This is a genomic window from Pantoea rwandensis (assembly GCF_002095475.1).
GTDB lineage: Bacteria > Pseudomonadota > Gammaproteobacteria > Enterobacterales > Enterobacteriaceae > Pantoea > Pantoea rwandensis.
In genome coordinates this window covers 14,390-35,271 of the sequence record NZ_MLFR01000027.1, presented here as the reverse complement: position 1 = coordinate 35,271, position 20,882 = coordinate 14,390, and the positions used below count along the sequence as shown (strand labels likewise).

General features: G+C 53.4%; 20 protein-coding genes and 1 pseudogene. 17 read left to right on the top strand and 4 right to left on the bottom strand.

The window, feature by feature from the left end; genetic code table 11:
* The first annotated feature begins 314 nt into the window (after positions 1-314).
* The 11 genes from rpoE (at position 315) to acpS (ending at position 9,661) form a co-directional block, all read left to right on the top strand.
* Positions 315-893 carry an RNA polymerase sigma factor RpoE gene (gene rpoE / locus HA51_RS20805; protein WP_007886161.1) on the top strand — a complete coding sequence of 193 codons (579 nt, stop codon included), beginning with the start codon at positions 315-317 and terminating at the stop codon, positions 891-893.
* A gap of 27 nt (positions 894-920) precedes the next feature.
* Positions 921-1,580 carry an anti-sigma-E factor RseA gene (gene rseA / locus HA51_RS20800; protein WP_084936469.1) on the top strand — a complete coding sequence of 220 codons (660 nt, stop codon included), beginning with the start codon at positions 921-923 and terminating at the stop codon, positions 1,578-1,580.
* Entirely contained in the window at positions 1,580-2,536 is a 957-nt protein-coding gene (gene rseB, locus HA51_RS20795; protein WP_084936468.1) for a sigma-E factor regulatory protein RseB, read from the top strand. Before rseA ends, rseB begins: the two co-directional genes overlap by 1 nt.
* Entirely contained in the window at positions 2,533-2,997 is a 465-nt protein-coding gene (rseC, locus tag HA51_RS20790; protein WP_084936467.1) for a SoxR-reducing system protein RseC, read from the top strand. The genes rseB and rseC overlap by 4 nt, the downstream gene beginning before the upstream one ends.
* 217 nt (positions 2,998-3,214) lie before the next feature.
* Complete coding sequence (gene lepA / locus HA51_RS20785; protein ID WP_084936466.1) at positions 3,215-5,014, top strand: translation elongation factor 4; 1,800 nt, start codon at positions 3,215-3,217, stop codon at positions 5,012-5,014.
* Positions 5,015-5,023: 9 nt separating this feature from the next.
* Entirely contained in the window at positions 5,024-5,995 is a 972-nt protein-coding gene (gene lepB, locus HA51_RS20780) for a signal peptidase I (RefSeq protein WP_084936465.1), read from the top strand.
* A gap of 111 nt (positions 5,996-6,106) precedes the next feature.
* Positions 6,107-6,787: a ribonuclease III gene (gene rnc, locus HA51_RS20775; RefSeq protein ID WP_084936464.1), complete on the top strand. Its 681-nt coding sequence runs from the start codon at positions 6,107-6,109 to the stop codon at positions 6,785-6,787.
* 53 nt (positions 6,788-6,840) lie between these two features.
* On the top strand, positions 6,841-7,746 hold the full coding sequence (gene era, locus HA51_RS20770; protein WP_084936463.1) for a GTPase Era: 906 nt from the start codon (positions 6,841-6,843) through the stop codon (positions 7,744-7,746).
* 3 nt (positions 7,747-7,749) lie between these two features.
* Entirely contained in the window at positions 7,750-8,478 is a 729-nt protein-coding gene (gene recO, locus HA51_RS20765; protein ID WP_084936462.1) for a DNA repair protein RecO, read from the top strand.
* A gap of 71 nt (positions 8,479-8,549) precedes the next feature.
* Positions 8,550-9,281 carry a pyridoxine 5'-phosphate synthase gene (gene pdxJ, locus HA51_RS20760; protein WP_084936461.1) on the top strand — a complete coding sequence of 244 codons (732 nt, stop codon included), beginning with the start codon at positions 8,550-8,552 and terminating at the stop codon, positions 9,279-9,281.
* Positions 9,281-9,661, top strand: a complete 381-nt coding sequence (gene acpS, locus HA51_RS20755; RefSeq protein ID WP_034825626.1) for a holo-ACP synthase — start codon at positions 9,281-9,283, stop codon at positions 9,659-9,661. The genes pdxJ and acpS overlap by 1 nt, the downstream gene beginning before the upstream one ends.
* Here acpS and HA51_RS20750 read toward each other — a convergent pair.
* Positions 9,658-9,906, bottom strand: coding sequence for a YfhL family 4Fe-4S dicluster ferredoxin (locus HA51_RS20750; RefSeq protein ID WP_084936460.1), 249 nt, complete (start codon positions 9,904-9,906; stop codon positions 9,658-9,660). The genes acpS and HA51_RS20750 overlap by 4 nt on opposite strands.
* Before the next feature lie 141 nt (positions 9,907-10,047).
* Here HA51_RS20750 and HA51_RS20745 point away from each other — a divergent pair, with 141 nt between their 5' ends.
* Entirely contained in the window at positions 10,048-10,311 is a 264-nt protein-coding gene (locus tag HA51_RS20745; RefSeq protein ID WP_084936459.1) for a hypothetical protein, read from the top strand.
* A gap of 19 nt (positions 10,312-10,330) precedes the next feature.
* Here HA51_RS20745 and HA51_RS20740 read toward each other — a convergent pair whose 3' ends face one another.
* Entirely contained in the window at positions 10,331-11,170 is an 840-nt protein-coding gene (locus HA51_RS20740) for a MurR/RpiR family transcriptional regulator (protein WP_084936458.1), read from the bottom strand.
* Positions 11,171-11,379: 209 nt separating this feature from the next.
* Here HA51_RS20740 and yfhb point away from each other — a divergent pair, with 209 nt between their 5' ends.
* Positions 11,380-12,018, top strand: a complete 639-nt coding sequence (gene yfhb / locus HA51_RS20735; protein WP_084936457.1) for a phosphatidylglycerophosphatase C — start codon at positions 11,380-11,382, stop codon at positions 12,016-12,018.
* Positions 12,019-12,075: 57 nt separating this feature from the next.
* Positions 12,076-12,570: a tRNA adenosine(34) deaminase TadA gene (gene tadA / locus HA51_RS20730; protein WP_084936456.1), complete on the top strand. Its 495-nt coding sequence runs from the start codon at positions 12,076-12,078 to the stop codon at positions 12,568-12,570.
* On the opposite strand, the gene mltF is transcribed toward tadA, so the two are convergent.
* On the bottom strand, positions 12,567-14,024 hold the full coding sequence (mltF, locus tag HA51_RS20725; RefSeq protein ID WP_084936455.1) for a membrane-bound lytic murein transglycosylase MltF: 1,458 nt from the start codon (positions 14,022-14,024) through the stop codon (positions 12,567-12,569). The two genes, tadA and mltF, sit on opposite strands and share 4 nt — an antisense overlap.
* A gap of 271 nt (positions 14,025-14,295) precedes the next feature.
* Here mltF and purL point away from each other — a divergent pair.
* Positions 14,296-18,185: pseudogene (gene purL / locus HA51_RS20720) on the top strand (phosphoribosylformylglycinamidine synthase).
* Between the two features lie 164 nt (positions 18,186-18,349).
* Here purL and HA51_RS20715 read toward each other — a convergent pair.
* Positions 18,350-18,619 (bottom strand): hypothetical protein, encoded by a 270-nt coding sequence (locus HA51_RS20715; RefSeq protein WP_084936454.1) that lies wholly within the window; start codon positions 18,617-18,619, stop codon positions 18,350-18,352.
* 159 nt (positions 18,620-18,778) lie between these two features.
* Between HA51_RS20715 and HA51_RS20710 the strand changes: the two genes are divergently transcribed.
* Both HA51_RS20710 and qseG read left to right on the top strand, forming a co-directional pair.
* Positions 18,779-20,206 (top strand): sensor histidine kinase, encoded by a 1,428-nt coding sequence (locus HA51_RS20710; RefSeq protein WP_084936453.1) that lies wholly within the window; start codon positions 18,779-18,781, stop codon positions 20,204-20,206.
* A 3-nt stretch (positions 20,207-20,209) separates the two neighbouring features.
* Entirely contained in the window at positions 20,210-20,881 is a 672-nt protein-coding gene (gene qseG / locus HA51_RS20705) for a two-component system QseEF-associated lipoprotein QseG (RefSeq protein ID WP_084936452.1), read from the top strand.
* The last annotated feature ends 1 nt before the right edge of the window (position 20,882 follow it).

Here is a 20,882-nt window from a genome sequence, read left to right as displayed (position 1 = left end):
TTATGTCTGAAAATAGGCATATCGTGTTTTTTATACCAAACACTCTGAAAATTCAGGTAATAAAGATGAAAAATAGGGCGTCATAAGGTACTCTGCCAGCGATTATCGGTGCCGCAAAAGACACCAACGGCGTGGCAAGTCGCTACACTGAAAGACAATCAACAACAATGATGTCGTGGTTCCGATACGGAAAATATCTGGTCGTAATGAACTTCAGGCCAACATATGACTCTAAGCGCATGCTTGCTCAGAACAATGAGATGTGCTGGCAGTTCACTTACGCATAAAAGAGATTTGGGGAGACATTACCTCGGATGAGCGAGCAGTTAACGGATCAGGTTCTCGTTGAGCGGGTTCAGAAGGGAGATCAAAAGTCATTTAATTTACTGGTGATTCGATACCAGCATAAAGTGGCGAGCCTGGTTTCACGCTATGTTCCCTCAGGCGATGTGCCTGATGTGGTTCAGGAATCTTTCATTAAAGCGTATCGTGCACTGGAATCTTTCCGTGGCGATAGCGCCTTTTATACATGGCTGTACCGCATTGCGGTCAATACAGCAAAGAACTATTTAGTGGCTCAGGGAAGGCGTCCGCCTTCTAGCGATGTGGATGCCATTGATGCAGAAAATTTCGAAAGTGCGGGTGCACTGAAAGAAATTTCGAACCCTGAGAACTTAATGTTGTCAGAGGAACTGAAACAAATTGTTTTTCGGACCATTGAGGCGCTTCCCGAAGATCTGCGTATGGCCATTACCCTAAGGGAATTGGATGGCTTAAGTTACGAAGAGATTGCCGTCATCATGGATTGCCCGGTTGGTACAGTACGTTCGCGTATCTTCCGTGCCCGAGAAGCCATTGATAATAAAGTTCAACCGCTTATCCAACGTCAGTGATAACGGCTACTGGAAGGGTGCCAAAGCATGCAGAAAGAAAAACTTTCCGCTTTAATGGATGGTGAAACTCTCGATAACGAACTGTTGGCGTCGTTGTCGAAGGATGTCGATCTTCAAAAAAGCTGGGAGAGCTACCATCTAATCCGTGACACCTTACGAGGTGATGTCGGTGAAGTGCTGCATTTTGATATCTCCGCACGAGTGGCGGCGGCTATTGAGAATGAGCCGGCACGTAAAGTGACCCCGCTGATTCCTGAAGCGCAGCCTGAGCCTTCACGCTGGGAAAAAATGCCATTCTGGCGTCGTGGTGGCACCTGGACTGCGCAACTTGCGCAGGTCGGTATGGCCGCTTGTGTGTCGTTAGCGGTGATTGTGGGTGTTCAACACTACAACAATCAGCCGACTGGCGGCGCGACTGAAGCGTCAGACTCTCCTGCCTTCAACACGTTGCCAATGATGGGCAAAGCTTCACCTGTTAGCCTTGGCGTACCGTCCGATGCGTTCGACACTAACAGCTCTAACCAGCAGGTGCAGGAACAGCGTCGTCGCGTAAATGCAATGCTGCAGGATTATGAGTTGCAACGTCGTCTGCATGCCGATCAGGTTCAGTTCGATGAAAAGAACGATCCGCAGCAGGCGCAGGCTAACGTTCCCGGAAATCAGTCGTTAGGAACTCAACAGCAGTAATGAAGCAGCTTTGGTGTGCCGTTAGCCTGCTGGCAGGCAGCCTGCTTTGGTCATCCACCGCCCCGGCGCAGACATCTGCTTCCGGGGCGTTGTTGCAGCAGATGGAGCAGGCAAACCAGAACCTCAACTACGAATTCGCCTATATCAACGTCTCACGCCTCGGCATCGAATCGCTGCGTTACCGCCATGCAGTGATCGATAATCGTATCTTTGCCCAGCTATTGCAGATGGATGGGCCGCGTCGTGAAGTGATTCAGCGTGGAAATGACATCAGCTATTTTGAGCCAGGACTCGATCCTTTCTCATTGCCGGGCAATCACATTATTGATGCACTACCTGCACTGATGTTTGCAGACTTCTCCCGGCTGGGAGAGGCCTACGATTTCATCCCGGTTGGGCGTTCGCGAATGGCCGATCAAATGTGTGAAGTCGTGCGCATTGTGTCTCGTGACGGTACGCGATACAGCTACGTGGTGTGGCTGGATGTCGATACTAAATTGCCGCTGCGCATTGATCTGCTCGATCGTGATGGCGAGACACTTGAGCAATTCCGTGTAATGAGCTTCGCGGTTGATGAAGGCGTGCGCAATCTGATGCAAGGGCTGGAAAAGGCCAATCTGCCGCCAACCTTGTCATTACCGGCTGGCGACAAAGTGCAGCTCAATTGGCAGCCCGGCTGGTTACCTGCGGGAATGACGCTGATTTCCCAAAGCCGCCGCGACATGCCAGCAATGAACAAAACCGTAGAATCTCGTCTGTACAGTGATGGCTTGTTCAGCTTTGCTATCAATATTACGCCTGCAGATAAAAGCAGCGTGTCGCAGTCATTGCGCACTGGGCGTCGTACGGTGCAGACGGAAGTGCGCGATAATCGTGAGATCACGGTGGTGGGAGAATTACCGCCTGCCACGGCCAAACGTATTGCGGACAGCATAGATTCAGGTGCACAAAAATGATGAGAGAATGGGCCACCGTGGTGGCGTGGAAAGAGGGCATTGCCACGCTGCACTCGGAAGCGAAAACCTCCTGTAACAGTTGCTCGGCGCGCAAAGGCTGCGGTAGCCACGCGCTGAACCAGCTCGGGCCAAAAAATGCCCATGTCATGACCATCGCCAGCCCGGAGCCATTGCAGCCGGGTCAGCGCATTGAGTTGGGCATCCGTGAAAGCAGTTTGCTCGGCTCGGCATTGCTGGTTTACATGACGCCGCTGCTTGGCCTGTTTCTGTTAGCGGGCATCTTCCAGATGCTGTTCCACAGCGACTTAGCGGCTGCCTGTGGTGCGCTGTTAGGCGGTATCGGTGGTTTTATTGTGGCGAAAGGGATTTCCAATCTGTTTGGCGATCGTGAAGCCTTTCAACCCGTGATCCTCAGCGTGGCGCTACCGCCCGATGCCTTGCGCGTGGAAAGTGAAGTTTGATCCCTGTCTGGGCCGCTTCCTCGCGGCCTTTTCGTTTTGGCTTAACCGCTGAAATCTGTTGCGATTCCCCACAGTTCCATTCTTTAACGCGCGGCGTTAACAGTGTAATATGCGTCGTCATTAATGAGGCTGACAGGGTTCCGGGTAAAGCTCGCTTTACTGAATGTGTCTGTGCTCAAGTTTTCCACTGATTTTTTACGTGAAGATATTCATATAAATGAAGCACATACGAAATTTCTCTATCATCGCTCACATTGACCACGGTAAATCAACGCTCTCAGACCGTTTGATTCAGATTTGTGGTGGCCTCAGCGATCGTGAGATGGCGGCGCAAGTTTTGGACTCGATGGATCTGGAACGTGAGCGCGGCATTACCATTAAAGCGCAAAGCGTAACGCTCGATTACAAAGCGCTGAACGGTGAAACTTACCAGCTCAATTTTATCGATACTCCGGGTCACGTTGACTTCTCCTACGAAGTTTCCCGCTCGTTAGCGGCGTGTGAAGGGGCGTTGCTGGTGGTCGATGCAGGTCAAGGCGTTGAAGCACAGACGCTGGCGAACTGCTACACCGCAATGGAAATGGATCTGGAAGTGGTACCGGTTCTGAACAAAATCGACCTGCCTGCTGCTGATCCTGAGCGCGTAGCAGAAGAGATTGAAGATATCGTGGGTATCGACGCAACGGATGCGGTGCGCTGCTCCGCGAAAACCGGTGTGGGTGTCCCTGATGTGCTCGAACGCCTGGTTCGTGATATCCCGCCACCAGAAGGCGATCCTGAAGGCCCATTACAGGCACTGATCATCGACTCATGGTTCGATAACTACCTTGGCGTTGTCTCACTGATTCGTATCAAAAACGGCACTCTGCGCAAGGGCGACAAAGTGAAGGTGATGAGTTCGGGTCAAAGCTACAATGCTGACCGTCTTGGCATCTTCACGCCGAAGCAGGTTGATCGTACCGAATTGAACTGCGGTGAAGTAGGCTGGTTGGTATGTGCGATTAAAGACATCCTCGGTGCGCCAGTGGGTGACACCTTGACGTTGCAGCGCAATCCGGCTGACAAGGTATTGCCAGGCTTTAAAAAGGTGAAACCACAGGTTTACGCCGGCTTATTCCCGATCAGTTCAGATGATTATGAAGCGTTCCGCGATGCGTTGGGCAAATTAAGCCTTAACGATGCCTCGTTGTTCTATGAGCCAGAAAGCTCAACGGCACTGGGCTTTGGCTTCCGCATCGGCTTCCTTGGCCTGCTGCACATGGAAATCATCCAGGAACGTCTGGAGCGTGAGTACGATCTCGACCTGATCACCACCGCACCAACTGTAGTGTATGAAGTGATCACTACCGATGGCGAAACGGTGTATGTAGACAGTCCGTCGAAGCTGCCACCACTGAATAATATTGAAGAACTGCGCGAACCGATCGCCGAGTGTCATATGCTGTTGCCGCAAGAGTTCCTCGGCAACGTGATCACCCTGTGTATCGAAAAACGTGGTGTGCAGACCAACATGGTTTACCACGGTAAACAGGTTGCGCTGACCTATGAAATTCCGATGGCGGAAGTGGTACTGGACTTCTTCGATCGTCTGAAATCGACGTCTCGCGGCTATGCATCGCTGGACTATAACTTTAAACGTTTCCAAGCCTCTGACATGGTGCGTGTCGACGTGATGATTAACTCAGAACGTGTTGATGCGCTGGCGCTGATTACCCACCGTGAGAACTCACAGTATCGTGGACGCGATCTTGTGGAGAAGATGAAAGATCTGATCCCACGTCAGCAGTTCGATATTGCGATTCAGGCGGCAATCGGCAACCACATTATCGCTCGCTCAACGGTCAAGCAGCTGCGTAAAAACGTCCTGGCGAAATGCTATGGCGGTGACGTGAGCCGTAAGAAGAAACTGTTGCAGAAGCAGAAAGACGGTAAGAAGCGAATGAAGCAGGTCGGCAACGTTGAGCTGCCGCAGGAAGCATTCCTTGCCATTCTGCATGTCGGTAAAGACAGCAAATAAGGAATTTTAATGGCTAACATGTTCGCCCTGATTTTGGTGATCGCAACGCTGATAACCGGTGTTATCTGGTGTATTGATCGCTTTAAATGGGCACCCGCGCGTCGTGCAAAGCAGGCTGCAGCACAAGCGCAGGCAGGCAACGCATTAGATAGCAAAACGCTGGCAAAAGTGGCTGCACAGCCGGGTTGGGTCGAGACTACCGCATCCGTGTTCCCGGTGTTGGCGGTAGTGCTGATTGTTCGCTCATTCATTTTTGAGCCGTTTCAGATTCCATCAGGCTCCATGATGCCAACGCTGTTGATTGGTGATTTCATCTTGGTGGAGAAATTTGCGTACGGTATTAAAGATCCCATTACGCAAACCACGCTGATCCCCACTGGCCATCCACAGCGCGGAGATGTCGCGGTATTCAAGTACCCGAAAGATCCAAGCGTGGATTACATCAAGCGCGTGATTGGTTTGCCAGGCGATAAAGTGGTGTTTGATCCGTACAGTAAAACGCTGACGGTCAATCCGGGTTGTAGCACCGGCAAGTGCGACACGGCGCTGCCTATCACCTATACCAACGTTGAGCCAAGCCGCTTTATTCAGACCTTTAGTGGTTTTGATGGCAATGAAACTGGCAACGGTTTCTTTGAGGCTCCTCAAGGCGAAACCATGAAAGGCGGGCTTCGTCTGGGTACGCGTAAAGAGACCTTAGGTACCGTTACGCACGATATCCTGCTGGTAAACGAAGCGCAGAGTCAGGCAAGCATGTATTATCAGCAGCCGGGCCAGCCACAGTCCACATGGATTGTGCCAGAAGGCCAGTATTTCATGATGGGCGATAACCGCGACAACAGCGCCGACAGCCGCTACTGGGGCTTCGTGCCTGAGAAGAATCTGGTCGGTAAAGCGGTGGCCATCTGGATGAGCTTTGAGAAACAAGAAGGACAGTGGCCAACTGGCGTGCGCTTAAGTCGCATTGGCGGAATCCACTGATAAAAACGGTCGGCCTCTTTCGGGGGGCCACTGCACACTAAACAGAACGTGTTGGAAGTTCAGCCCTGTTTCGTATGCAGAGTGACAGACGCACAGAATAACTGGAATCGCATGAACCCCATCCTTATTAACAAGCTGCAGCGCAAACTGGGCTACACTTTTACTCATCCAGAATTACTGCAGCAAGCACTGACTCACCGCAGTGCCAGTAGCAAACATAATGAACGTCTTGAATTTCTTGGCGATTCCATTCTCAGCTATGTGATTGCCAATGCGCTTTATCACCGCTTCCCACGTGTGGATGAAGGCGATATGAGCCGCATGCGTGCCACATTGGTGCGCGGCAACACCTTGGCTGAGATGGCGCGAGAATTTGAACTGGGCGAATGTTTACGTCTCGGACCGGGTGAACTGAAGAGCGGCGGTTTTCGTCGTGAATCGATCCTCGCCGATACGGTGGAAGCGCTGATTGGCGGTATCTTCCTCGACAGCAGCATCCAGACGGTTGAGAAGTTGATTCTTGATTGGTACCAGAATCGCCTTGATGAGATCAGCCCAGGCGATAAGCAAAAAGATCCAAAAACGCGCCTGCAAGAGTATCTGCAAGGGCGTCATCTGCCGCTGCCATCTTATTTGGTGGTGCAGGTGCGTGGCGAAGCCCACGACCAGGAATTCACCATTCACTGTCAGGTGAGTGGCATGGCTGAACCGGTGGTTGGTGTGGGTTCCAGCCGCCGTAAAGCAGAGCAGGCTGCCGCCGAACAGGCGTTGATTAAGCTTGGTCTCGAATAAATAAATAGTCACATCGCAGCGTCAACAGTGACGCTGCCCAAGTCAGGACTCGAATGAGCGAACTCGAAACATATAGCGGCTTTATCGCGATTGTAGGCCGACCTAACGTCGGTAAATCCACCTTACTGAACCAGTTGCTGGGGCAGAAAGTGTCAATCACATCGCGTAAAGCACAAACCACGCGTCACCGCATTATGGGCATTCACACCGAAGGCGCTTATCAGGCGATCTACGTGGATACCCCAGGGCTGCACATGGAAGAAAAGCGAGCAATTAACCGCTTGATGAACCGTGCTGCCAGCAGCTCAATTGGTGATGTGGAGCTGGTGATCTTTGTTGTTGAAGGCACGCGTTGGACGCCAGACGATGAGATGGTGCTGAACAAGCTGCGCGATAATAAAGTACCGGTAGTGTTAGCGATCAACAAAGTCGACAACATTCAGGATAAGAGCATTCTGTTGCCTCACCTGCAGTTCCTTAGCCAGCAGATGAACTTCCTTGAAATCGTTCCGATCTCTGCGGAACACGGTAATAACGTCGATACGCTTGCGGCCATTGCGCGCAAGTGTTTGCAAAAGTCCGAGCATCATTTCCCTGAAGATTACGTTACCGACCGCTCACAGCGCTTTATGGCTTCTGAAATCATCCGTGAAAAACTGATGCGTTTCCTCGGTGCTGAACTGCCATATTCTGTCACCGTTGAGATTGAGCAGTTTGTTTCCAACGAACGCGGCGGCTACAACATCAACGGTTTGATCCTGGTTGAGCGTGAAGGCCAGAAGAAGATGGTGATCGGCAATAAAGGCGCCAAGATCAAAACCATCGGCATTGAAGCGCGTAAAGACATGGAAGAGATGTTTGAAGCGAAAGTGCATCTCGAACTTTGGGTCAAAGTGAAATCGGGCTGGGCGGATGATGAACGTGCGCTGCGCAGCTTGGGTTACTCCGACGAAGGCTAATTGATGGAAGGCTGGCAACGCGCCTTTGTGCTGCATAGTCGCCCATACAGCGAAACCAGCCTACTCCTCGATCTGTTCAGCGAAAGCGAAGGGCGCGTCCGCGTCCTGGCTAAAGGCGCACGTTCGCGCCGCTCCCAACTGAAAGGCGCACTGCAACCCTTCACGCCACTGCTGGTGCGCTGGGGTGGGCGTGGTGAGGTGAAAACGCTGCGCAGCGCCGAAGCGGTTTCACTAGCTTTACCCCTGAGCGGTATCACGCTCTACTGCGGACTGTATGTGAACGAACTGCTTTCTCGCGTGTTGGAGCAGGAAATTCCCTTTTCTGATTTGTTCTTCGATTACCTCAACTGCATTCAAATGCTGGCAGCAGGCAACGGCACGCCGGAACCTGCGCTACGTCGCTTTGAATTAGCGTTGCTTGGGCATATGGGTTATGGCGTCGATTTCCTCCACTGTGCAGGCAGTGGCGAAGAGATCGATGACGGCATGACTTACAGCTATCGAGAAGAGAAGGGGTTTATCGCTAGCCTGGTCGTCAACCAACGCAGTTTCACCGGTCGTCAACTGCGCGCACTGTGGGAACGCGATTTCCCCGATGCGGATAGCCTGCGCGCCGCGAAACGCTTTACGCGAATGGCGTTGAAGCCTTATCTCGGCGGCAAACCGCTAAAGAGCCAAGAGCTGTTTCGCCAGTTTATCCCCAAAAAGAAACCCGATGTGGCAAACGACTAGCGCTGGTCGTACCGCCTGATATTCTTAAGCCCGGTACACTGCAAACACACTGAACACATTTAAGGATTGTCATGGCTGAGTTGCTGTTAGGGGTCAATATTGACCACATCGCCACCGTACGTAACGCACGTGGCACGAATTATCCCGATCCGGTGCAAGCGGCGTTTGTCTCTGAGCAGGCGGGCGCGGATGGCATTACCGTGCACCTGCGTGAAGATCGTCGTCACATCACCGACCGCGATGTCCGTATCTTGCGAGACACCATCCAGACCCGCATGAATCTGGAGATGGCGGTGACCGATGAGATGATCGATATCGCCTGTGAAATCAAACCGCATTTCGTCTGCCTGGTACCCGAAAAACGTCAGGAAGTCACCACCGAAGGCGGCCTGGATGTGGCGGGACAGCAGGATAAAATCAATGCGGCGGTGAGACTGCTCAGTGACGCGGGCATTTTGGTTTCCTTGTTTATCGATGCCGATCACCGCCAGATTGAGGCCGCAGTGGCCAGTGGTGCTCCATACATCGAGATCCACACCGGTGCCTATGCTGAAGCGCCAGAAGGTCTGGAGCGTGAGGCTGAGCTGTCTCGCATTCGCAAAGCCGCGACCTTTGCTGCCAGTCTTGGCCTGAAGGTCAACGCTGGCCATGGTCTGACCTATCACAACGTACAGCCTATCGCTGCATTGCCAGAGATGCATGAACTGAACATTGGTCACGCCATCATTGGCCGCGCACTGTTCAGCGGTTTAGCGGATGCGGTGTCTGAAATGAAACAGCTGATGCGAGAAGCACGTCGCTAATGGCTATCCTTGGACTCGGTAGCGACATCGTCGAAATTGAGCGCATCGCCGGTGTAATTGAGCGCTCCGGCGATCGTCTGGCGCGTCGAGTGCTCAGCGAAGCCGAGTGGCAGCAATATCAAGCGCACCAGCAACCGGTGCGTTTTCTGGCTAAACGTTTTGCGGTAAAAGAGGCGGCAGCGAAAGCCTTCGGTACCGGCATTCGCGGTGGTTTGGCGTTTAATCAGTTTGAAGTGTACAACGATGCGCTGGGCAAACCGGGTTTACGCTTCTTCGAACAGGCCAAAGTGATTGCTAGCCAACTCGGTGTCAAACATGTGCATGTTACGCTGGCGGATGAACGTCACTATGCCTGCGCTACGGTGATTATCGAAGATTAGTGGTGCAACACCACAAATTTCTCCCACAGCGCCTCACGGCTTTCCTGGTGCTGTGGGTCAGAGATGATCGTGTTATCAATAGGGCAGACGCTCTGGCAAGTTGGCACATCATAATGACCCACACACTCGGTGCAGCGATCAACATCAATCTCATAGATTGCATCCCCTAAGCTGATGGCCTGATTAGGGCACTCAGGTTCGCACATATCGCAATTAATGCATTTCGCGGTGATCAATAACGCCATAGTGGTTTTCAGTGTGGTGAGCAGGCGCGCACCTTACCACAGTTCGCCTCATTTTAACGGCGGGGTTATTGGCCTCGATCAAACAAAGATGGAATAAAGTCACTGAAGTATTTTTCATCAATGCGTCGTGAAAGGGGAGTAGTGCGTGGGAATTATCCGAGTTATCATTTTGTGCTGATGATGATCAGCAAAAATGCTTGTCCTATAAGCATGAAAAATAATAACGGCGTGAAGAATATCTTTTTAAAACAGATTTGTATCAATTGCGGCACCGCACGCGGATTCTGGACACGGCTCATCTCCACTGACCAATCCCTCTGCGAAGAGTGTTTGCATCTGCTGCAGCGGGACACACGCGAAGCCTGTCGCCAGACGATAGAAAACAATGACAAAAAGGCCGATTAACGGCCTTTTTTATTGGCCGTCAAACCAGCTTTTTTACCAGCTCTTCACTGTGGCGAATGTGGCTCGAGGCGCGTTCCGGGTCGTTTTGTACTAAGGCCATGAACAGCAGGTCGGTGAGCGCCAGTTGCGCGCTGGTCGATGAGATGGCGGCACTGCGTGTGCTCTGTTCCTCTGCCACGGTATAAAGGCAGATTGATGCACACTGCTGCAGCGAGTTTGGCGTAAATCCGGTAAACGCCAATACATCGACACCCAACTGAGCTGCTTCCTGCGCCGCAAGGTTAATTTCACGCCGCTCGCCAGTGTAAGAGATCGCCAACAGCACATCGCCTGGCGCCATAGCTTGCACGCTGGCTAACAGCGCATGCATATCCTGCTCGGCAACCGCGTTGATACCGATCTTCATCAATTTCCACGAAAAATCTTTTGCCACTAAACCCGAAGCACCGATACCGACCAACAGAATGCGGTTGGCATTTTTCAGCAGGTGCAGCGTTTCCAGCAGCTTCTCTTCACTGTTGATATCCAACGTGGCGCGGATCGCAGAGATCTTCTCTGCTAGTAACTTTTCACCCACCACTTTAAGGGGGTCATCGCTGAGAATATGGTTGTGGACGGTAATAGCGTCACGATCTGCCAATGATTCGCTCAGGGCCAGCTTCAACGCCGGAAAACCCTTATATCCCAACTTTTGGGCGAATTTCACCACGCTTGATTGGCTGACACCCGATTCCTCAGCCAATTTTTGTGAACTCAGATGCCGTGCCCGATCCGGCTGCGACAGCAAAAAATCCGCCAGCCGACGCTCATTTAGCGCCAGTCGAGGGTAAAGCTGGCGAATTCGCAGCAATGAACTCATGTTCGATCCTTAATCCAACAATTCCCGGTTGAGCTTAGTCTCTTTTCGCGCCATCACTCGTTAATGACAGCACACCGATACAGAGAATAAACTATTCAGCTGGCATTGTAGCCATTGGAATTAAAAATGACTGCTTTCGCCTCCCTTGATGAAGCTGGCTACACTGTAGGGCAAGCCGAAGAGTTGAAAGGATAGATAAGGAGTGGAGTTTGACTAAGGGTACGCATCGCCGCGTGGTTTTTTTTGATCTGGATGGCACGCTGCATCAGCAAGACATGTTTGGCACATTTATGCGCTATTTGTTGCGCCGTCAGCCGCTCAATCTACTGCTGGTGGCGCCACTGCTGCCAGTGATCGGTTTAGGGATGCTGGTAAAGGGACGCGCAGCGCGCTGGCCCATGAGCCTGTTACTGTGGGCCATTACTTTTGGCCACAGTGAACAGTGCCTACGTCAGCGAGAGGTGGAGTTCGCTGCCTGGTTCCGTTTGCGGGTGACGGCATTCCCGGTCGTACAGCAGCGTCTTACCGACTATCTCAGCAGCGATGATGCCGATGTCTGGTTGATCACCGGGTCGCCGCAATCGCTGGTCGAGCAGGTGTACTTTGATTCTGCTTTCCTGCCGCGTGTGCAATTGATTGCCAGCCAGATGCAGCCAGGTTTGGGCGGGCGGGTGCTGGCGATGCGTTGTCTTGGGCATGAAAAAGTAGCGCAGCTTGAAGAGAAGATTGGTACGCCATTACAACTCTACAGTGGTTACAGCGACAGCAAGCAGGACAATCCACTGCTGTTCTTCTGCCAACATCGCTGGCGCGTCACGCCACGAGGCGAGCTGCAACAGCTGGAGTGAATCAGGTAGCGATTCCGTCTATAATGCGCCGCCTTTTCTATCCGCAGGAGTTGCCCAGTGAACCCACAAACTGATGAATTTTGGATGCGCCATGCGCTTGAGCTGGCGCGCCGCGCGTGGGAGCAGGGTGAAGTGCCGGTGGGTGCCGTGCTAGTGCAGGGCGATAAAGTCATTGGCGAGGGCTGGAATCGTCCGATTGGACAGTGCGATCCCACCGCACATGCTGAAATCATGGCGCTACGGCAGGGCGGTAAAATCCTCGAAAATTATCGCCTGCTGGATACCACCCTATATGTCACGCTGGAACCCTGCGTGATGTGCGCTGGTGCGATGGTGCACAGCCGCATCACGCGACTGGTGTATGGCGCGAAAGATGAAAAAACCGGTGCCGCAGGATCATTGTTAGATGTGATTGGTCACCCAGGCATGAATCATCAGATTCAGATTGATTGTGGTGTGTTGGCAGAGGAGTGCGCCGGGATGCTGAGTGATTTCTTCCGCATGCGTCGCGAGCAAAAGAAAGCGCTGCGGCAGGCGCAGCGCGAAGGTTAATTCATCGCAATTTTTGGTTCAACCGCCGGGTAGCCGGCGCCTAACTCCGCTTCCAGCGCAGACTGCTGCGCGAGCCGCTTATCCTGCTCTTGCAAATATCCCACCAAGCTTATCTGATACTTACGGATATTCTCCACGTAATTGTAGGCTTCATGGCCGCGCGCATAGCCATAGGTGGTTTGCGCGTAGTAGCGCTTCTGGCTCAGCATCGGCAGGCGCAATTTCACATCGGCCCAGCTATCCGGGTTACCCCCCTGTTTCGCCGTGAGCTTACGGACATCTAACATGTGCGCATAGCCCATGTTGTAAGCCGCTAGTGCGAACCAGATGCGCTCATCATCAGGAATGGTATCCGGGACTTTCTCCATCATTCGTTTCAAATACTCGCTGCCGCCACGAATGCTTTGTTCCGGGTCAAGGCGATCATTCACATCGAGACTGTCTGCTGTGTTGCGCGTCAGCATCATCATACCGCGTACGCCGGTAGGGGAGGTCGCCTGCGGATTCCAGTGCGATTCCTGATAAGAAATCGCGGCCAGCAGACGCCAGTCCATGCTCGCGGCGTACTTCTCAAACAGCGGCTTGATATCTGGTAGGGTGCTGTCGATAGCGCGCAGGAAAGTGCGGGTATCAACATAATCGAAGGTGCCCACGTGGCCGAGATACTTCTCTTCCAGACGTGCCATCGCGCCTTCTTCACCCATTTGGCTGTAGAAGTCGAGCATCGCCGCATTCAGGCTGTCATCATCATTACGCGGCAAATACCACGTTACCGGCTCTTCATCGGTGACGTCGAACGCTACAGCTAATTGCGGATGGATGCGTTGTAGCAGGCCGATAGTCACAGAATCACCCACCGTGTAATCCAGCTTGCCATCAGCGACAGCTTCCAATAGCGCTTTTTGCCCCTGATCGGTGGAAATCGCCCAATCGAGATCGGGATAGCTGTCAGCTTTTGCGGAACGTAAAGTTGACAGATATGCCGAACCGGACTGCACAATCAGGCGGCCTTTGAGATCGCCGAGATTCTTCGGCCGGGGCTTATCAATGCGGTACACCAACTGCTGCGAAACGGAGTAGTAACTCGGTCCACTTTGATAGTGGGCAAGGCGTTCACCGTTGTAGATCAGTCCAGCGGCGAGCAAATCCGCCTTACCATCATCCAGATCGTCAAACAGATCGCCGAGGTTAGGACGCACCGTGACCTCGAGTTTGACGCCAAGATAATCGGCGAAGCGTTTCGCCAGCTCGTAATCCATACCGGCTGGTGCATTATTGATGGTGTAGTACGTCAGCGGGGAGTTAACGGTACTGATGCGCAGTACTCCACGTGATTTGATCTGTGATAGCGCGTCTTTTCCGCCCCCGTACCAGGGGATGGAAGGCCACAGTGCCAGCGCAAGCAGCACGGTGATCAGACCGATCAACAGATAGTTTATTTTCAGGCGTTTCAAATAGTTGTCTCGTAATGGCTCACAGGCCTCTGTCTTTTAAAAGGCAGTATTTATGTTGTTTTCACTCCCAGAGCGATGGGCATTTTGCGCAACAAAGCGCAGCAGGGCAACTTTTATAGCAAGAATTGTGCAAAATTCAGCCAAATGCTGAGTGCCAGATTTTATGCGCAAACGGTTTCGTTACCCGCGCGCTTTCTCTATAATACCGCCCGTTTTCCCCTGTTGCGCCCAATGAAGCGTCGCCCGGCGCTTCAAAGACGAGAGATCTTTGATGATGGAAATTCTGCGTGGTTCGCCCGCTCTGTCGGCATTTCGTGTAAACAAACTGCTGACCCGCTTTCAGGACGCTCACCTGCCAGTGAGTGATATTTACGCCGAGTACGTCCATTTTGCCGATGTCAGCGCACCTCTCAGTGCGGATGAACACGCCCGCCTGCAGCGTCTGCTGAAATACGGTCCTTCTCTCGCCGAGCACGCGCCACAAGGGCGTCTGTTACTGGTCACGCCACGTCCTGGCACCATTTCTCCGTGGTCGTCTAAAGCCACCGACATTGCGCATAACTGCGACTTGCCTCAGGTGATTCGCCTGGAACGTGGCATGGCATTCTATGTGCAGGCACCGCAGCTGACCGAAGCACAATGGCAACAGCTGGCCAGCCTGCTGCATGACCGTATGATGGAAACCGTTTTTGCTGACCTCAATGACGCACAGCAACTGTTCGCTCACCATGAACCCCAACCACTGAAAAGCGTTGATGTGCTGGGTGTCGGTCGTGCTGCGCTTGAGCAAGCCAATACCACGCTGGGCCTGGCATTGGCCGATGACGAGATTGACTACCTCTTGGATGCATTTACCAAGCTGGGTCGCAATCCTAACGACATCGAGCTCTATATGTTTGCTCAGGCAAACTCCGAGCACTGCCGTCATAAAATCTTCAACGCCGATTGGATTATCGACGGTGAAAAACAGCCGAAGTCGCTGTTTAAAATGATCAAAAACACCTTCGAACATAATCCTGAGCACGTGCTGTCTGCGTATAAAGACAACGCCGCCGTGATGGAAGGTTCGGAAGTGGGCCGCTTCTACGCGGATGCGCAGAAGGGCGAATACGCTTTCCATCAGGAAGATGCACATATCCTGATGAAAGTAGAAACCCATAACCACCCCACCGCCATTTCCCCGTGGCCAGGTGCGGCAACCGGTTCTGGCGGTGAAATCCGTGATGAAGGTGCAACCGGTCGTGGCGCGAAACCAAAAGCGGGATTGGTCGGTTTCTCGGTTTCAAACCTGCGTATTCCAGGCTTCGAACAGCCATGGGAAGAGGATTTTGGTAAGCCGGATCGCATTGTCACCGCGTTGGACATCATGACCGAAGGCCCGCTGGGCGGCGCGGCATTCAACAACGAATTTGGCCGTCCGGCTATCAACGGCTACTTCCGTACCTATGAAGAGCGCGTGAACAGCCATAATGGCTCAGAACTGCGTGGTTACCACAAACCGATCATGCTGGCGGGTGGTATTGGTAACATCCGTGGCGATCACGTGCAAAAGGGTGAAATCGTCGTGGGCGCGAAACTGATCGTGCTCGGCGGCCCTGCTATGAACATCGGTTTAGGCGGCGGTGCGGCTTCTTCGATGGCGTCTGGCCAGTCTGATGCTGACCTCGATTTTGCCTCTGTACAGCGTGACAACCCAGAAATGGAACGTCGTTGCCAGGAAGTGATTGACCGTTGCTGGCAGCTGGGCGAAGCAACCCGATTCTGTTCATTCACGATGTGGGCGCTGGTGGCCTGTCTAACGCCATGCCAGAGCTGGTGAGTGATGGCGACCGTGGCGGTAATTTCAACCTGCGCGATATCCTGAATGATGAGCCGGGTATGAGCCCGCTTGAAGTGTGGTGTAACGAATCTCAGGAACGTTATGTGCTGGCCGTTGCGCCTGCGCAGTTGGCGCTGTTTGACGAGCTGTGCAAGCGTGAGCGTGCACCTTATGCCGTGATTGGTGAAGCCACCGAAGAGCTGCATTTGAACCTGGCGGATAGCCACTTCGACAACAACCCGATTGATATGCCGCTGGACGTACTGCTGGGCAAAACGCCGAAGATGACGCGTGATGTTGCCACTCAGCAGGCCAAAGGCGATGTACTGGTGCGTGACGGTATTACCGTTGCTGATGCCGTTAATCGCGTACTGCATCTGCCAACCGTGGCAGAGAAAACCTTCCTGATCACCATCGGTGATCGTTCGGTAACGGGCATGGTCGCGCGCGATCAGATGGTCGGTCCATGGCAGATTCCGGTCGCTAACTGTGCGGTGACCACCGCGAGCCTGGACAGCTATCACGGTGAAGCCTTCTCACTGGGTGAACGTGCGCCAGTGGCCTTGCTGGACTTCGCGGCATCTGGCCGCCTGGCCGTGGGTGAAGCGCTGACCAACCTGGCGGCAACGTCGATTGGTTCGCTGCAGCGCGTGAAGCTCTCTGCAAACTGGATGGCCGCAGCAGGTCACCCAGGTGAAGATGCGGGTTTATATGCCGCCGTCAAAGCCGTGGGCGAAGAGCTGTGCCCAGCGCTGGGCATCACTATCCCAGTCGGTAAAGACTCCATGTCGATGAAAACTCGCTGGCAGCAGGGTACCGAAGAGCGTGAGATGACCTCGCCGCTATCGCTGGTGATCACCGCCTTTGCGCGTGTGGAAGATGTGCGTCGCACCGTGACGCCTCAGCTGCAAGCTGATCAGGATAACCTGCTGATGCTGGTTGATCTGGGCAATGGCGCCAACACCCTTGGAGCTACTGCACTGTCACAGGTTTATCGCCAACTGGGCGACAAGCCTGCAGATGTGCGCGATGCATCACAGCTGGCAGGCTTCTTCAATGCCATTCAGGCGCTGGTCGCTGAACAGAAACTGCTGGCTTACCACGACCGTTCTGATGGTGGTTTGCTGGTGACGCTGGCAGAGATGGCCTTCACTGGTCACTGCGGTATCGAAGCGGATATCGCCGCGCTGGGCAGCGATGCGCTGGCAGCCCTGTTCACTGAAGAACTGGGTGCCGTGATTCAGATTCAGGCAGCAGATCGTGCAGCCGTGGAAAAAGTGTTTGCCGACCATGGCCTGAGCAGCAACGTGCATGTGATTGGTAAAGCGTTAGCGGGCGATCGCTTTGTGATTCGTTCTGGCGACAGCGCGGTGTATAGCGAAAGCCGCACCACGCTGCGTACTTGGTGGGCAGAAACCACCTGGCAGATGCAGCGCCTACGTGATAACCCAGCCTGTGCCGATCAGGAACATGAAGCGAAGAAAGACGATAACGACCCAGGTCTGAATGTCCATCTGACCTTCAAGCCTGAAGAAGATGTTGCCGCACCGATGATTGCCACTGGCGCGCGTCCACGTGTTGCCGTGCTGCGCGAGCAGGGCGTCAACTCACACGTTGAGATGGCGGCTGCCTTCCACCGTGCGGGCTTTACCGCTGTTGATGTGCACATGAGCGATCTGCTGGCGGGCCGTCGTGGCCTGGAAGAGTTCCAGGCATTGGTGGCTTGTGGTGGCTTCTCCTACGGTGACGTACTGGGTGCAGGTGAGGGGTGGGCGAAGTCGATTCTGTTCAACGGTCGCGTGCGTGACGAGTTTGAAAACTTCTTCCACCGTCCACAGACGCTGGCGCTGGGCGTGTGTAACGGCTGCCAGATGATGTCGAATCTGCGTGAGCTGATCCCAGGAAGTGAACTGTGGCCGCGCTTCGTACGCAACCAGTCAGAGCGTTTTGAAGCGCGCTTCAGTTTAGTTGAAGTGGCGGCTAGCCCATCACTGCTGCTGGACGGCATGGCCGGTTCTCATATGCCAATCGCGGTATCGCACGGGGAAGGTTTTGTGGAAGTCCGCGATGCTAACCATCTGGCACAGTTGGAAAGCAAAGGTCTGGTGGCACTGCGCTTCGTGGATAACTTCGGTAAAGTCACCGAAAACTATCCAGCGAACCCGAACGGCTCGCCAAACGGTATCACTGCGGTCACCAACGAAAGCGGTCGCGTCACCATTATGATGCCGCACCCAGAGCGCGTGTTCCGTACGGTGAGCAACTCATGGCACCCGGCAGAGTGGGGCGAAGACAGCCCTTGGATGCGTATCTTCCGCAATGCACGTAAGCAGTTGGGCTAAGTCTTGCCATCAGCATAAAAAGTCGCCTTCGGGCGACTTTTTTTTGCGGAAAATAATTTTATAAGGCGAGTTTTTGCGAGTGTCGAAAATAGGCGACATTACCCACTATTGACTGTCGCTGATTGGTGACATTTAACTTTATGATTTTAAAGGGTGAGTTTTTTTCAGTTTTTAAAACGTTGCCGATTAGCGACACCTTTTTCAGACCAGCCGGTCCGCTTTCTCTCAAAAACGCCTTTTTGCGCCCGCATTACTCTGATTATCCAAGCTATTTCATTTGTGGCACGATAGTTGCTATACTTACTGCGTTGCTCATTCTCCTGTCTATGATTGCCCCGCAATGCGGTTGAGCTCATAAAATCTGAATGACGCACCAAACGGAGCCTGCCGTCCACCCAACCGATAATCGCTTGCTTTGCAACGTTATCAAGCATCGGACGCAACGTTGAGTTAGGCTCCACCTATTCTTACAGCGATGCTGCGGCGTCGCTCTCACGGCAGGCCAAAAGGCCTGCCGTTTTTCATCTCCCCACTTTCTTACCTACAGATACTTCGTTAGCATGCCTGCAGTTCACCTTGAAGGAAGCGCAGTTGTGAAGAAATGGCGTCTGTTTCCCCGGTCATTGCGGCAGTTGGTACTGCTGGCATTTCTGCTGGTACTGTTACCGTTGCTGGTATTGGCGTGGCAGGCTTGGGAAAGCCTTTCAGCACTGAGCGACCAGGCGGCGGATACCAATCGTAATACCTTTACTGATGTACGCCGTAGCGAAGCCATGGCGCGTACCGCGCTGGAGCTAGAACGTAGCTATCGCCAGTACTGTGTGTTAGGCGATGCCTCGTTGCTGAAGCTGTACCAGACACAGTGGACCCGTTACGGCCAGATGCTCACCAGCCATGCCGCCAGCTTGCCCGATCTCCCCTCATTTAAAGTGCTACAGAATGCCCTGCCGCAGTTGGCTAGTGTGCAATGCGACAATGGCAATCCGGTCGCCAGCGCGGCAACAGCATTGGAGCACTTTTCTGATGCCAACACGCTAATGGTGCAGGCCACACGAGAAGTGGTGTTCTCACGGGGGTTACAGCTACAGCGTGAGATCGCCGATCGTGGACAGTTCTTTGGCTGGCAGGCGCTGATTCTCTTCCTGATTAGCCTGGTGTTGGTGCTGTTGTTTACTGGCATGATTATCGGCCCCGTCAAACGGGTTGAGCGCATGATTAATCGCTTGGGGCAGGGCAAGGCACTGGGCGATAGCGTCAGCTTTCGCGGCCCGCGAGAAATCCGTTCACTTGGGCAGCGCATCGTCTGGCTGAGTGAGCGTCTGAGCTGGCTGGAAGCACAACGACACGAATTTTTGCGCCATCTCTCGCACGAACTGAAAACCCCGCTTGCCAGCTTGCGTGAAGGCACGGAATTGTTAGCCGACCAAGTGGCTGGACCGCTCAATGCCGAACAGCAAGAAGTGGTCGCGATCCTCGATACCAGCAGCCGCCATTTACAGCGTCTTATTGAGCAACTACTTGATTACAATCGAAAGTTGGCGGATGGTCCCATGGCGTTGGAAGCCGTGGCGCTGCCTGACATCATTCATTCTGTCGTTAAAATTCATTCTCTACCCGCTAGCGCGCGACAAATGACAACGCATGTTGATCTGCAGGTGGCACATTGCCTGGCGGAGGCCACGCTGCTGCAAAGAGTTATTGATAACCTATACTCGAACGCCGTGAACTACGGTAGCGAATCCGGTAACATCTGGCTGCAGAGCCAGCAGAAAGGCAACCAGGTGTGGATAGAGGTGGCTAATACGGGCACACCGATTCCGGTTGAAGAACAGGCGATGATCTTTGAACCCTTTTATCAGGGTAGCCAGCAACGCAAAGGACCTGTTAAGGGGAGCGGGCTGGGTTTAAGTATCGCCAAAGATTGCTTGCGCAGGATGCAAGGCGATTTGCAATTGGTGACGCGCAAGGATGCTGATGTCTGTTTTCGTATCATTTTGACTACCAGCGCCGGGAATGCCTGATTAATGAAACACGCTTTAGTGAAAATTTTCGGTTGCGCGCTGATGGCGTTAGGCCTCAGTGCCTGCCAAACCCCTTCATCGAGCATCACATTACATGATGGCAGCAACCTGGCTGAGCCGGAGGTGCGCCTGCCTGATTATCTCGCAACCGATTGTCAAAATGTCTGGAAGATTGAAACCCCAGCAGCCATGAGCAATCCACTGTACTGGCAGCGCGCTATCGACTGCGCAGAGCGCCTGGCACCCGCTGAAGCGCGGGCTGAAGCACGTCGCTGGCCAGCGCAAGGGTGGGCGAGGGCCTACAAACAAGGCATCTTGCTGGCAAACGGCAACGTGACGCCAATTGAGCGCCGCCAATATCTGGATACGTTGGACGGTTTTAGCGCAGCGTATCCCACTGCAGTTCGCCCGCTATTACAGCTATGGCGCAGCAACCAGGCGGCGCAATTAGAGCTGAGTGGTGAACGTAGCCGCTATGCCGCGTTGCAGCAGAGCAATGATGCTGAACTCGATAGCTTGCGACAGCAGCAGACTAAACTGCGTCAGTCGTTGGAGGACACCCAGCGTAAACTTGAGCGTCTAACGGACATTGAACGTCAGCTGTCATCGCGAAAAGCCCCTGATAGCAGTGACGCATCGCACGGTGCCAGCGATGCACAAAGCGAGGATCAGTAAC

Bases quoted from the DNA above. Each gene is read 5' to 3' on its own strand.
- rseC (WP_084936467.1), top strand. From the start codon at position 2,533: ATGATGAGAGAATGGGCCACCGTGGTGGCGTGGAAAGAGGGCATTGCC.
- lepA (WP_084936466.1), top strand. From the start codon at position 3,215: ATGAAGCACATACGAAATTTCTCTATCATCGCTCACATTGACCACGGT.
- qseG (WP_084936452.1), top strand. From the start codon at position 20,210: ATGAAACACGCTTTAGTGAAAATTTTCGGTTGCGCGCTGATGGCGTTA.
- HA51_RS20750 (WP_084936460.1), bottom strand. From the start codon at position 9,906: ATGGCGTTATTGATCACCGCGAAATGCATTAATTGCGATATGTGCGAA.
- rnc (WP_084936464.1), top strand. From the start codon at position 6,107: ATGAACCCCATCCTTATTAACAAGCTGCAGCGCAAACTGGGCTACACT.
- rpoE (WP_007886161.1), top strand. From the start codon at position 315: ATGAGCGAGCAGTTAACGGATCAGGTTCTCGTTGAGCGGGTTCAGAAG.
- HA51_RS20740 (WP_084936458.1), bottom strand. From the start codon at position 11,170: ATGAGTTCATTGCTGCGAATTCGCCAGCTTTACCCTCGACTGGCGCTA.
- era (WP_084936463.1), top strand. From the start codon at position 6,841: ATGAGCGAACTCGAAACATATAGCGGCTTTATCGCGATTGTAGGCCGA.
- lepB (WP_084936465.1), top strand. From the start codon at position 5,024: ATGGCTAACATGTTCGCCCTGATTTTGGTGATCGCAACGCTGATAACC.
- HA51_RS20715 (WP_084936454.1), bottom strand. From the start codon at position 18,619: ATGCTTGATAACGTTGCAAAGCAAGCGATTATCGGTTGGGTGGACGGC.
- pdxJ (WP_084936461.1), top strand. From the start codon at position 8,550: ATGGCTGAGTTGCTGTTAGGGGTCAATATTGACCACATCGCCACCGTA.
- rseA (WP_084936469.1), top strand. From the start codon at position 921: ATGCAGAAAGAAAAACTTTCCGCTTTAATGGATGGTGAAACTCTCGAT.
- acpS (WP_034825626.1), top strand. From the start codon at position 9,281: ATGGCTATCCTTGGACTCGGTAGCGACATCGTCGAAATTGAGCGCATC.
- recO (WP_084936462.1), top strand. From the start codon at position 7,750: ATGGAAGGCTGGCAACGCGCCTTTGTGCTGCATAGTCGCCCATACAGC.
- rseB (WP_084936468.1), top strand. From the start codon at position 1,580: ATGAAGCAGCTTTGGTGTGCCGTTAGCCTGCTGGCAGGCAGCCTGCTT.